This window comes from Pararhodobacter aggregans, assembly GCF_003075525.1.
Taxonomy (GTDB): domain Bacteria; phylum Pseudomonadota; class Alphaproteobacteria; order Rhodobacterales; family Rhodobacteraceae; genus Pararhodobacter; species Pararhodobacter aggregans.
Genome location: NZ_QDDR01000005.1, coordinates 53,614 through 66,128, shown reverse-complemented (window position 1 = coordinate 66,128; position 12,515 = coordinate 53,614). Strand labels below are relative to the sequence as shown.

Here is a 12,515-nt window from a genome sequence, read left to right as displayed (position 1 = left end):
CCTGACCCCACCGACCCGGGAGCCCGCCTGCGATGATCCGCTACACGGTCGGTCGCCTTCTATCGCTATGCCTCAGCCTGATCGTCGCCTCGATGGTGATCTTCACCGTGGTCGAGGTCGTGCCGGGTGACCCCGCCGCCTATATGCTGGGCGTGAACGCGCGGCCCGATACCGTGGCGGCGCTGCGGGCAGAGCTGGGGCTCGATGTGCCCAAGGTGCAGCGTTACCTCGACTGGACCGCCGGGATGTTGCAGGGCGATTTCGGCCGCTCCTATACCTACCGTACCCCGGTCTCGCAGATGATCCTCGACCGCATGGTGGTGTCTTTGCCGCTGGCGGTTCTGGCGCTGGCCCTCACCGTGGTCATCGCTTTCCCGGCCGGGATCTATGCCGCCAGCCGCCGCGGCAAGCTGGGCGACGCGGGCGTCATGGGCGCCACGCAGCTGGGCGTCGCGGTGCCGAATTTCTGGTTCGCCATGATCCTCGTGCTGGTCTTCGCCGTGAACCTGCGCTGGGTCTCGGCCGGGGGGTTCCCGGGCTGGGGCAACGGGGTCTGGCCCGGGCTGAAGGCGCTGATCCTGCCCGCCGTGGCGCTGGCCCTGCCGCAGGCGGCGATCCTCGCCCGCGTCATGCGCTCGTCGCTTCTGGACATGCTGGGCGAGGATTTCATCCGCACCGCCCGCGCCAAGGGGCTGAGCCGCCGTCAGGCGCTGTGGCGTCACGCGGTCCGCAACGCGCTCATCCCGGTGCTGACCATCATCGGCCTGCAATTCTCGTTCCTGCTGGCGGGGGGCATCGTCATCGAGCAGATCTTCTACCTGCCGGGCCTCGGCCGCCTGATCTTTCAGGCGATTTCCTCGCGCGACCTGATCGTGGTGGAAAGCGTGGTCATGCTGCTGGTCGGGCTGGTGATCGTCGTCAATTTCGCCGTCGACCTCGCCTATGCGCTGGTCGATCCGCGCCTGAGGGTCCGCGCATGAGCCTGCCCCGTACCCTGATCCTCGGCGCCCTGCTGACCGCGCTGTTCCTCGGCGGCGCGCTTCTGTCCTTCGTCTGGACCCCTTACGACATCGAGCTGCTGGACATCCCCAACCGCCTGCACGCCCCCGATGCGGTCAATTGGCTGGGGACCGACCATCTGGGCCGCGATATCCTGTCGATGATCATGATGGGCGCGCGGACTTCCATCGCCGTGGCGCTGCTGGCGGTCGGCATCGGCATGGGCATCGGCGTGCCGCTGGGCCTGACCGCCGCCGCCCGCCGGGGATCCCTGCTGGATGAGGTCATCATGCGGGGCAACGACCTGATCTTCGCCTTCCCCAGCCTGGTCATCGCCATCCTCATCACCGCCGTTTTCGGGGCCGGGGCCTCGAACGCGATCATCGCCATCGGCATCTTCAACATCCCCGTCTTCGCCCGGGTGACGCGCGGCGCGGCGCTCAGCTTCTGGTCGCGCGACTTCATCCTGGCGGCAAGGGTCGCGGGCAAGAACAAGGCCCGCATCTCGGTCGAGCATATCCTGCCGAACATCGCCAACCTGTTGATCGTGCAGGGAACCATCCAGTTCTCGCTGGGCATCCTGGCCGAGGCCGCGCTTTCCTACATCGGCCTCGGCGCCCAGCCGCCGACCGCCAGCTGGGGCCGGATGCTGGCCGATGCGCAGACGCTCGCCTCCATCGCGCCGCATGTGGCGCTGATCCCGGGGCTGGCCATCGTGCTGATGGTGCTGGGGCTCAATCTGATGGGCGACGGGCTGCGCGACCTCCTCGATCCTCGCATCCGGGTGGCCCGCACATGAGCCTTCTTTCGATCCAGAACCTCTCGCTGGCCATCGGCACCTACGACATCCTGCACGATGTCTCGCTCAATGTGGCCCCGGGCGAGATCGTCGCCATCACCGGCGAGAGCGGCTCGGGCAAGTCGATGACGGCACTCGCCACCATGGGGCTGCTGCCCGGCGCCGCCCGGACCAAGGGCCAGATCCTGCTGGATGGCGAGGATCTGCTGGCCCTGACCGAACCCCAGATGTGCAAGGTCCGCGGCGCCCGGATCGGCATGGTTTTCCAGGAGCCGATGACCGCGCTCAATCCGGTCATGACCATCGGCACCCAGGTCGCCGAGACGATCCTGCAACATGAACGCGTCACCCGGGCCGAGGCGCAGGAGCGCGCGCGCCAGGTGCTGGCCCGCGTCGGCCTGCCCGAGGATCGCTTCCCCCTGTCCCGCTATCCGCACGAGCTGTCCGGCGGGCAGCGGCAGCGCGTGGTGATCGCCATGGCCATCGCGCTGCGCCCCCGCCTGCTGATCGCCGACGAGCCGACCACGGCGCTGGATGTGACGACGCAGGCCCGCATCCTCGACCTGCTGAAGGATCTGACGCAGGATTTCGGCATGGGGCTGATGATGATTACCCATGACCTGGCGGTCGTGTCGGACATGGCCGACCGCATCGTCGTCATGCAGCACGGGCGGGTGGTGGAGAGCGGCCCCACGGCGCAACTCTTCCGCGCCATGCAGCACCCTTATACGAAGGCGCTGTTCGCGGCCTCGACCCACCGCGTCGACCTGCCTCCTGCCCCGCCGCCGGTGCCGCTGCTGAAGGTCCAGAACGTCGTCCGCAGCTATCGCCAGCCGCGCAAGGGCCTGTTCGGCCCCCGGACGGAGACCCGGGCGGTGGACGATGTGAGTTTCGTGCTGAACAAGGGCGAGCGGCTGGGGCTGGTGGGTGAATCCGGTTGCGGCAAGTCCACGCTGACCCGCGCTTTGCTGGGGCTGGAGCCGGTGCAATCCGGCGCCATCACATTGAACGGCGCCCCGGTCTGGGCCGAGAAGCACCCCAACCTCAGTGTGCGCCGCCAGATGCAGGTGGTGTTTCAGGACCCCTACGGCAGCTTCAACCCGCGCCACCGGATCCGCCGCCTGATCGCCGAGCCCTTCCACCTGCTGGAGAACCCGCCGCGGGGCGAGGCCCGCGCCGCCAAGATCGCCGAGGCGCTGAGTGCCGTCGGCCTGAAACCCGCCGACGCCGACCGCTATATCCACGAGTTCTCCGGCGGGCAGCGCCAGCGCATCGCCATCGCCCGGGCGCTCATCAACGACCCGGCGCTGATTGTCTTTGACGAGGCGGTCTCGGCCCTCGACGTGTCCGTGCGGGCGCAATGCCTTGATCTGATTGCCGATCTCTGCCGCGAACGGCCGCTCAGCTACCTGTTCATCAGCCATGACCTGAGCGTGGTGCGCGGCGTGACCGACCGGGTGATGGTCATGCAAGCGGGCAAGATCGTCGAACAGGGCCCGACCGAACAGGTCTTCACCGAGCCGCAGCATCCCTACACCCGCGCGCTGCTTGCCGCCGCGCCGAAACTCCCCGAAGTGAGCCCCGCCGATGCCCCTTGATGCCTTCAAGATCCCCGCCGCCAGCCATCTGATCGCCGGTGAATGGCGCGAAGGGGCCGAGAGCCTGCCCCTGACCGACCCCTCGACCGGCGAGGAACTGACCCGCATCGCCCGGGGCGCCGCCGCCGAGGTGGACGCCGCCGTTGCTGCCGCCCATGCCGCGCGGGCCGGTGACTGGGGCCGGATGACGGCGCTGGAACGCGGGCGCATCCTGACCCGGCTGGGCCGGCTGGTGCTGGAACGGGCCGAAGATCTGGCGGTGCTGGAAGCCCGCGACGTGGGCAAACCCCTGACGCAGGCCCGCGCCGATGCCGTGGCACTGGCGCGCTACATGGAATTCTACGGCGGCGCCGCCGACAAGATCACCGGCGAGACGATCCCCTATCTCGACGGCTACACCGTCTATACCCTGCGCGAGCCGCATGGGGTCACGGGGCATATCATCCCGTGGAATTACCCGATGCAGATCATCGGCCGCTCGGTCGGCGCCGCGCTGACCATGGGCAATGCCTGCGTCCTGAAACCGGCCGAGGAAGCCTGCCTCACCGCGCTGGCCTTCGCCGCGCTGGCGATGGAGGCGGGGCTGCCTGCGGGCGCGCTGAACGTGGTGACGGGGCTGGGGGCCGAAGCGGGCGCGGCGCTGGCGGGCCATCCCGGCATCCAGCACGTCAGCTTCACCGGCTCGGTGGGGGTGGGCGTGCTGATCCAGACGGCGGCGGCGAAGAATGTGGTGCCGGTGACTCTGGAACTGGGCGGCAAGTCGCCGCAGCTGGTGTTCAACGACGCGAACCTCGACCGCGCGCTGCCGTTTCTGGTCAACGCGGGCATCCAGAACGCCGGGCAGACCTGCTCGGCCTCGTCCCGCATTCTGGTGCAGAAGGGCGTTTATGAGGAAGTCCGCGCCCGGATGGCCGCGGAATACGGCAAGCTGACGGTCGGTCCGGCGCTGAGCGACCCACGCGTCGGCCCGCTGATCTCGGCCCGGCAGAAGGGCATCGTGCTGGGCTACATCGCCCAGGGCGCCGACTTGACGGTTGCCGCCGAGGGCGTCCTGACCGCCGAGGCCGGGAATGCCGGGCATTACGTCCGCCCGACCCTGTTCTCTGAAGTCCCCTCGGACCACGCCCTCGCCCAGCAGGAAATCTTCGGCCCGGTGCAGGTGCTGATCCCCTTCGACGACGAAGCCGACGCCCTGCGCATCGCCAATTCCACCGATTACGGCCTCGTCGCCTCGGTCTGGACGGCGGATGGCGGACGGCAGATGCGGCTGGCCAAGGCACTGCACGCGGGACAGGTGTTCCTGAACAATTACGGCGCGGGCGGGGGCGTGGAATTGCCCTTCGGCGGGGTCGGCAAATCGGGCCACGGCCGCGAAAAGGGGTTCGAGGCGCTCTACGGCTTCTCGACCCTGAAGACCGTCGCCGCCTGGCACGGATGAGCGCGCCCCTCGACATCCCCAACCGCGACGCGCGGCGGCTCTGGCTGGCGGTGAACGGGCTTTCCGGCCCCGCCACCGGCCCCGTCGACGTGCCCGGGATGATCGAGGCGCTGGGCCTGTTGCAGATCGACACGATCCGCAACGTGACCCGCGCGCATAACCACATCCTGTGGTCGCGGAACCGCCGCTACCGCGAGGGGAAGCTCTGGCCGCATCTGGCCAAACGGGCGCTTTTCGAGCATTTCACCCATGACGCGAGCCTCTTGCCCGTCTCTCTGCTGCCCCTCTGGCAGGTGCAGTTCCGACGGCTGGGCGAACGCGCCGGACGGGGCGCCTGGTATCAGTCGGGTCTGGCGCAGCACGAGATCGCGGCGATCCGCGCCCGGATCGAGGCTGAAGGCGCGCTCTCCACCCAGGCCTTTGAAACCAAGGCCGAAAGCCGCGAGATGTGGGCCCGGCCGCCGCACAAGAAGGTGCTCGATCAGCTCTGGTATGCGGGCGATCTGGCGACCTGCCACCGGGTGAATTTCGTCAAGTTCTACGACCTCGGCGCCCGGGTCTTTCCGGCGCATGACCCCCTGCCCGAAGCCGAGGCCCTGACCCGCCTGCACGACGACGCGCTGAACCGCCTGACCGTCGCGACCCAGGGCGAGGTGCAGCGCTTCTACGCCGTGGCCAGCGCCGAGGAGGCCCGCGTCTGGGCCGACAACGCCGCGACGGTGCCGGTGCGCGTCCAGTCGGCGGACGGGACATGGCGCGCGGCGCTGGCGCATCCCGAGATCGAGACGCGGCTCGCCGCGGCGCCCGAGGTGCCCGCGCGGCTGCGCATCCTCAACCCCTTCGACCCGGCGATCCGCGACCGCACACGGCTGGAACGGCTCTTCGGCTTCGATTACCGCAACGAGATGTTCGTGCCCGCCGCCCAGCGCCGCTGGGGCTATTATGTCTATCCGCTGCTGGACGGGGATACCTTCGTCGGGCGCTGCGAGATCAAGGGCAACCGCGCCAGGGGCGAGATCGAGGTGACGGGCTTCTGGCCCGAACCCGGCAGCCGCTGGGGTTCGGGGCGCATCGACCGGCTCGACGCCGAACTCGCGCGCTTTGCCCGTCTGGGCGAGGCCGATACAGTGACATGGACCGCCGCGCGCCCCGACGCCCGGCGATGAAGGAGAGGAACGCCATGAGATTGCAGGACAAGATTGCCGTGGTGACCGGCGCGGGCTCGGGCTTCGGCGCGGGCATCGCCCGCCGCTTCGCGGCCGAGGGCGCGCGGGTCATCGTCGCCGACATCAACGGCGAGGCGGCGCGGGCGGTGGCCGCGGAAATCGGCGGGCTGGGCGTGGCCTGCAACGTGGCCGACCGTGCCGCGGTCGAGGCGCTGCGCGATCAGGCGGGCGCTGTCGACATCGTGGTGAACAACGCCGGGGTGACCCATCTGCCCACCGCGACCGAAGACGTCCCGGAAGCCGATTTCGACCGGATCTTCGCCGTCAACATGAAGGCCATCTACCTGACGACGCAGGCTTTCGTCCCCGGTTTCAAGGCCCGGAAATCGGGCGTCATCCTCAACATCGCCTCGACCGCCGGGGTCTCGCCGCGCCCGCGGCTGAGCTGGTACAACGCCTCGAAGGGCTGGGTCATCACCGCGACCAAGGCGCTGGCGGTAGAGCTGGCGCCCGCCGGCATCCGCGTCAACGCGCTGAACCCGGTGGCCGGGGAAACGCCGCTGCTGAAATCCTTCATGGGCGAGGACACGCCGGAAATCCGGGCGAAATTCCTGTCCACCATCCCGCTTGGCCGCTTCTCGACCGCCGAGGACATGGGCAATGCCGCGCTGTTCCTGTGCTCGGACGAGGCCTCGATGATTACCGGGGTGGCGATGGAGGTTGACGGTGGCCGCTGCATATAGGCCCGGCCCGCGCAACCTCATCACCGATGTGGCGGGGCTGAAGGTCGGCAATGCCGCCGACCCGGGCCTGAAATCGGGGGTGACGGTGCTGACCGGGGATGCGCCGTTCCTGGCCAGCGTCGCCGTGATGGGCGGCGCGCCGGGCACCCGGGAGACGGACCTGCTGGCGCCCGACAAGTCGAACGCGGGCGTCGATGCGCTGGTTCTGTCGGGCGGCTCGGCCTACGGGCTCGACGCCTGTTCGGGCGTGACGGAGGGGCTGCGCGCCGCGGGCCGGGGCCTGCAACTGGGCGCGGCGCTGATCCCGCTGGTGCCGGGGGCGATCCTGTTCGACCTGCTGAACGGCGGCGCCAAGGACTGGGCCGAGAACCCCTACCGCGCGCTGGGCCGGCAGGCGCTGGAGGCTGCCGCGCCCGATTTCGCGCTGGGGACCGAGGGCGCGGGCACCGGGGCGCTGGCAGCGATGCAGAAGGGCGGGCTGGGATCGGCCTCGCTGGTGCTGGGGGACGGCACGACGGTGGGCGCGCTGGTCGCGGCCAATCCGGTGGGCAGCGTGACCACGCCCGCGGGCCATTTCTGGGCCGCCCCGTTCGAGATCGGGGGCGAGTTCGGCGGCCTTGGCCCCGACCCGGCCTCGGGCCTCGGAGGGCCGCTCATCTCCCTGAAGTCGAAGGCGCTTTTCGGGCAGCGGGCGAACACCACTATCGCCATTGTCGCCACCGACCGGGCGCTGAGCAAATCGCAATGCCACCGCCTGGCCATCGCCGCCCATGACGGCATCGCCCGCGCCGTTCTCCCGGCGCATACGACGCATGACGGCGATCTGGTCTTTGCCCTGACCAGTGGCGCGGGCGAACCCGCCTCGGATATCGAACTGGCCGAGATCGGCCACGCCGCCGCGCTCTGCCTGTCCCGCGCCATCGCCCGCGCGATCTACGAGGCCCGGCCGGAACCCGGCGACCTGCTGCCCTGCTGGAGGCGCTGATGCCGACCCTCGCCCTGCCCGATGTGACGCTGCATTACGAGATCGACGGTCACGGCCCGCCCCTGATGCTGATCGCCGGCACCGCCTCGGACAGCGCCAGCTGGGGGCCGCTGGTGGCGCCGCTGGCCCAGCGCTTCACCGTGATCCGCCCCGACAACCGCTCGACCGGCCGCACGAGGCCGCTCGATGCCCCTCTGTCGCTGGCGCATTGGGCCGGGGACGCGCTGGCTCTGGCCCGGCATCTGGACCTCGGCCCCGTGGCGCTGGCCGGGCATTCGCTGGGCGGGATGATCGCCCTCGCCATGGCGGCCGAGGCGCCCGAAGCCGTGTCCCGGCTCGCCCTTCTGGCCAGCGCCCCGATGGTCATGGCCCGCAATGCCGCGCTTTTCGACCTGATGCTCAGGCTGCGCGACGAGGGCCAGCCGCCCGACCTGTGGCTGCGCGCCTTCCTGCCGTGGCTGTTCCACCCCCGGTTCTTCGAGGCCCCCGGCCAATTGGACGCGGCCATCGCCCAGTCGCTGGCCTATCCCCATGCCCAGCGCCCCGCGCAGATGCGCGCGCAGGTGGCGGCGCTGGGGCGGGCCGATACCGCCCCCCTCGCCGCGACCCTGCGCTGCCCGACGCTCGCCCTGCTGGCCGCCGACGACCTGCTGATCCCCCCGGGCGCCGCGCGCGCAGCCCTCGCCGCGATCCCCGACCTGCGGGTTGAGATGATCCCTGACAGCGGCCATTCCCTGCATTGGGACGCGCCGCAGGCCGTGCTCGCCACCCTGATCCCCTTGCTGACCGGAGACGCCCCATGACCAAAGACCACCTCGGCAATCCGATCACCGACACCGACCCCGCGCTGATCGCCGCCATCGACGCCTTCATCCAGGGGTTCCTGGCGTATCAACCGCAGGCGGTGACCATCCTCGGCCTGATCGAGCAGCATCCGGGCAGCTGCCTCGGCAATGCCTATGCCGGGATGCTCTACATGTTCCTCGAATCGACGATGGCCCCGGATCTGGCCCGCCCCTATGCCGAGCGCGCCCTGCAAGCCGCGGGCAACCCTCGGGAAAAGGCCAATGCGCAGGTTCTGGCGGCTTGGGTCGCGGGCGATATCCCGCAGGTGGTCCGCCTGGCCGAGGAATCAGCGCGGCAATGGCCCGGCGACCTCGCGCTGATAAAGCTGGGGCAATACCACCTCTTCAACCTCGGCGATGCGGCGGGGATGCTGCGGATCGCCCTGCACGCGCTCACTCACGCCGAGGACACCCCCTATCTGCACGGCATGATCGCCTTCGGCTACGAGCAATGCCACCTGATGCCCGAGGCCGAAGCCGCCGCCCTCCGCGCGCTGGAGATCGAGCCGACCGACCCCTGGGCGCATCACGCGCTGGCCCATGTCATGCTGACGCAGGGGCGGGTGGACGAAGGGATCGCCTTCCTCGAATCGGTGTCCGGCGATTGGGCCGACCTCAATTCCTTCATGCACACCCATAATTGGTGGCATCTCGCGCTGTTTTACCTCAGCCGCGACCGGCAGGACGATGCGCTGGCGGTCTATGACAGCCATGTCTGGGGCCGCGAGAAGGATTACTCGCAAGACCAGATCGGCGCCGCCTCATTGCTGGCGCGGATGGAATTCGCCGGGATCGACGTGGGCGAGCGCTGGCAGGACGTGGCCGATCACGTCGCCAGACGCGGCGCTGACACCACCTCGCCCTTCCTGGCGCTGCAATATCTCTTCGCGCTGGAACGCGCCCGGCGCCCCGAGGCCGCCACGCTGCTCGGCGCCATCGAGGCCCGCGCCGCCACGCCCGCCCATGACCGCCTCGCCTGGGAGGAAGTCGCGCTGCCCGCCGCCCGCGGCATTGCCGCCCATGCGCGGGGCGAGGCGGCGCTGGCCGCCCGGCATCTCGGCCGCGCCCTGCCCCGCCTGCAGGAGATCGGCGGCTCCCACGCCCAGCGCGATTTCTTCGAGCAGATCCATCTCGATGCGCTGATCCGCGCGGGCGCGTTGTCTCCCGCGCAGCAGGTGCTGGAACTGCGCCGCGGCTATGATCCGACCGGCATTCCCCTGAACCGGCAACTGGCGCAGGTCTACGAGGGGCTGGGCCTGCCCGGCGAGGCCGCGAGGGCCCGCGCGCGCCTGCCGGGCCGAGCGCCTTAAACCAAGGATTCACGAGTCGCGGCTAGTCAGAAGGACGGTCGTACGATTCGGAGGCTTGTCATGAAGCTGCGCCATCAGGTTCTGGTCCTTGCCGCGATCCCGCTCCTTGCGCTGATCGCCGTCAGCGGTCCCCTGACCCTTGGCAAATGGCAGGCCTATGTCGATGCCAGCAACACCGAGCGGGCAGTTGCCGAGGGGATCGTGCTGGGCGATCTGGTGCACCATCTGCAGGTCGAACGCGGGCAGAGCGCCGGTTTCCTGTCGTCCGGCGGCACGAATTTCCGCGACACCCTGCCCGACGCCCGGGCCGCGACCGACCGCATCCTCGCGCGGGCCCCGGCCGTGCCCGGCGCTGCGCGCGCGGCGCTGGGCGCTCTGGCGGGCCTGCGCGCGCAGGTCGACAACCAATCCGTCGCACCGGGGGATTCCGGGGCGCAATACACCGCGACGATCCGCGCCATCCTCGAACAGACCGAGGAACGGCTGCTGCTTCAACGCGATCCTGAGATCACGCGCCTCGGTGCCGGCCTCGGTGCCCTGAGCGAAGCGAAGGAGGCCGCCGGCCTGCAACGCGCCGTCGGGGCCACCGGTCTGGGGGCCGGGACTTTTGCCCAGGCCGGGTTCCGCAGCTTCATCGAACGGGGCGCCACCGAAGGCGCCCTGCTGCGGCTGGCGATGCAGGAACTCGACGGGGCGCTGGCGGGGGTCGATTTCGCCGCGCTCCAGCGCGATGCCGGGGTGGCGGCCGCCCGCGACGCGATCCTTGCCGCCGGGCCGGGCGCCGCGGTACCCGGGCTCAGCGGACCCGAATGGTTCAGCCGAGCCACCGCCTGGATCGACGCACTGCGCCAGGTCGAAACCCGCGTCGCCGAAGGGCTGCGTGCGCGTGCCGCCGCTCGCTCGCAGGCGTCATTGACCAGTTTTATCGGTTTCCTGACGCTCTCGATCCTGGCCATAACCGGAAGCGCGGCTCTGGGGCATCTGGTCAACCGCTCGGTCAGCACCAATTTCCGCGACCTGAGCAGCGCGATGGATCAGCTGGGCCGCCGCGGGGCCGACATCCCCCCGCGACGCGCGCGCCTGCCGGCCGAATTCGCGCAGATGTTCGACGTGGTCGACCGCACCCGCGACACGCTGAACGCCGCCGACCAGCGCGTGGCCGAGGCGATCCGCGCCAACCGCGAGCAGGTGATCGACCATCTCGATGCCGCGCTGGCGCGTCTGTCGCAGGGCGATCTCGACTGCCAGATCGCCGTCGAGTTCCCGCCCGAATATGACGGGCTGCGGCTGCGCTTCAACGACGCGGTCGGGCGGCTGCGGACAGCCATCGGCGGCGTCGCCGGCGCCGTCAGCGGCTTTCGCGCCTCCAGCGCCGAGCTCGACCGCGCGACCGACGACATGTCGCGCCGCACCGGCTCGCAGGCCGCCGCGCTGGAACAGACCACCGCTGCCCTGTCGCAGCTGTCGGATCTGGTGGCGGGAACCGCGCGCGCCTCGAAAAGCGCGGGCGAGGCCGCGATCGGCCTGCGCAACAACGCGGCCGAGGGCCAGGGCCGTGTCGACGAGGCGATCGCCGTCATGCAGCGCATCGCCAAATCCTCGGAAGAGATGACGCGCATGGTGGCGCTGATCGACGACATCGCCTTCCAGACCAATCTGCTGGCGCTCAACGCCGGGGTCGAGGCAGCGCGGGCGGGCGAATCCGGGCGTGGTTTTGCCGTCGTGGCCAGCGAGGTGCGCGCGCTGGCCGTGCGCTCGGCCGATACCACCAACGAGATCCGCAACCAGATCAAGCGCTCGACCGAGATCGTGCAGCAGGGCGTCTCTCTGGTCGAGGTCGCGGCGCATTCCTTCCGGCAGATCGGCGACGGGATCGCCGGCGCGAGTTCCGCCATGGAACAGATCGCCGACGAAGCGGTGTCGCAGGCCTCGAGCATCGCCGAAATCAAGGCGGCGATGCTGTCGCTTGACCAGGTAACCCAGCAGAACGCGGCCATGGTGCAGGAGAATTCGGACCTGATCGGGACGCTGAACGGTCAATCCGCCGACGTCAGCAGCCTGCTCGCCGCCTTCCGGACCGAAACCGCGCCCTCCAGACCGGCGGCCCCCCTGCGTTCCCGCGCCGCCTGAGGCCGCTCATGCCCGCGCACCCGGCCAGCCGTCGCGGCCAATGGCAGGAGAGCCGCCGACAGGACCGGGCCAGCCCTGGCTGCCACGCCCGCCCCCCGGCGCCATGGAAGCCACGGCGTGCAGCGGCGGCAGGGGGTCAGGCGCCGAAGGGCGTCATCTGCGCGACGATCACGGCGTTCTCATCGAGCGCGCGTTGCATCAGGGCGCGTTCCTCGGGGTCGATCTCGTCGCCCTGCTCCAGCCGCTCTTCCAGCGTGCCGTAGCCGGTCACGTCGAGCGGCGCGAGGTCGGCCTGTTTCAGGATCGCCACCGTCTCGCGCACTGCTTCGGCTTCGTCCACGCCCGAGGCATAGCACAGAAGCCCCGCCCCGCTGCTGCCCGGCGGCAGGCCGTCGTCCTTGCTGCGGCCGACCTCGACCAAGAGGGTGTAAACCTTCTGCGGGCGTTTCGATTTCTCGGCCATGATCCCTCGCACCTTTGCCTGCCGCCTCATAGCGCGAAG

At 70.0% G+C, this 12,515-nt stretch carries 11 protein-coding genes; 10 read left to right on the top strand and 1 reads right to left on the bottom strand.

Features of this window, described 5'->3' with window-relative positions; all coding sequences use genetic code 11:
• Positions 1 to 32 precede the first annotated feature (32 nt).
• From DDE23_RS10860 to DDE23_RS10815, 10 genes are read left to right on the top strand one after another with little or no spacing between them, the layout of a single operon-like run.
• Positions 33 to 980 (top strand): ABC transporter permease, encoded by a 948-nt coding sequence (locus DDE23_RS10860; protein ID WP_107753626.1) that lies wholly within the window; start codon positions 33 to 35, stop codon positions 978 to 980.
• Positions 981 to 982: 2 nt separating this feature from the next.
• The gene (locus DDE23_RS10855; RefSeq protein WP_107753802.1) at positions 983 to 1,798 is read left to right on the top strand and encodes an ABC transporter permease; all 816 of its coding nucleotides are present in this window, start codon (positions 983 to 985) and stop codon (positions 1,796 to 1,798) included.
• On the top strand, positions 1,795 to 3,396 hold the full coding sequence (locus tag DDE23_RS10850) for an ABC transporter ATP-binding protein (RefSeq protein ID WP_107753624.1): 1,602 nt from the start codon (positions 1,795 to 1,797) through the stop codon (positions 3,394 to 3,396). The genes DDE23_RS10855 and DDE23_RS10850 overlap by 4 nt, the downstream gene beginning before the upstream one ends.
• Positions 3,386 to 4,834: an aldehyde dehydrogenase family protein gene (locus tag DDE23_RS10845; RefSeq protein ID WP_107753622.1), complete on the top strand. Its 1,449-nt coding sequence runs from the start codon at positions 3,386 to 3,388 to the stop codon at positions 4,832 to 4,834. Before DDE23_RS10850 ends, DDE23_RS10845 begins: the two co-directional genes overlap by 11 nt.
• On the top strand, positions 4,831 to 6,000 hold the full coding sequence (locus tag DDE23_RS10840) for a winged helix-turn-helix domain-containing protein (protein ID WP_107753620.1): 1,170 nt from the start codon (positions 4,831 to 4,833) through the stop codon (positions 5,998 to 6,000). The genes DDE23_RS10845 and DDE23_RS10840 overlap by 4 nt, the downstream gene beginning before the upstream one ends.
• Positions 6,001 to 6,014: 14 nt before the next feature.
• On the top strand, positions 6,015 to 6,743 hold the full coding sequence (locus DDE23_RS10835) for a glucose 1-dehydrogenase (protein ID WP_107753618.1): 729 nt from the start codon (positions 6,015 to 6,017) through the stop codon (positions 6,741 to 6,743).
• Positions 6,727 to 7,728, top strand: a complete 1,002-nt coding sequence (locus tag DDE23_RS10830; protein WP_107753616.1) for a P1 family peptidase — start codon at positions 6,727 to 6,729, stop codon at positions 7,726 to 7,728. Before DDE23_RS10835 ends, DDE23_RS10830 begins: the two co-directional genes overlap by 17 nt.
• Positions 7,728 to 8,531, top strand: a complete 804-nt coding sequence (locus DDE23_RS10825) for an alpha/beta fold hydrolase (RefSeq protein ID WP_107753614.1) — start codon at positions 7,728 to 7,730, stop codon at positions 8,529 to 8,531. The genes DDE23_RS10830 and DDE23_RS10825 overlap by 1 nt, the downstream gene beginning before the upstream one ends.
• On the top strand, positions 8,528 to 9,883 hold the full coding sequence (locus tag DDE23_RS10820) for a tetratricopeptide repeat protein (RefSeq protein WP_107753611.1): 1,356 nt from the start codon (positions 8,528 to 8,530) through the stop codon (positions 9,881 to 9,883). The genes DDE23_RS10825 and DDE23_RS10820 overlap by 4 nt, the downstream gene beginning before the upstream one ends.
• Before the next feature lie 60 nt (positions 9,884 to 9,943).
• A complete protein-coding gene (locus DDE23_RS10815) occupies positions 9,944 to 12,013 on the top strand; it encodes a methyl-accepting chemotaxis protein (protein ID WP_107753609.1) in 2,070 nt (689 codons plus the stop codon).
• 136 nt (positions 12,014 to 12,149) lie between these two features.
• Here DDE23_RS10815 and DDE23_RS10810 read toward each other — a convergent pair whose 3' ends face one another.
• Complete coding sequence (locus DDE23_RS10810) at positions 12,150 to 12,476, bottom strand: hypothetical protein (protein WP_107753607.1); 327 nt, start codon at positions 12,474 to 12,476, stop codon at positions 12,150 to 12,152.
• Positions 12,477 to 12,515: the final 39 nt, after the last annotated feature.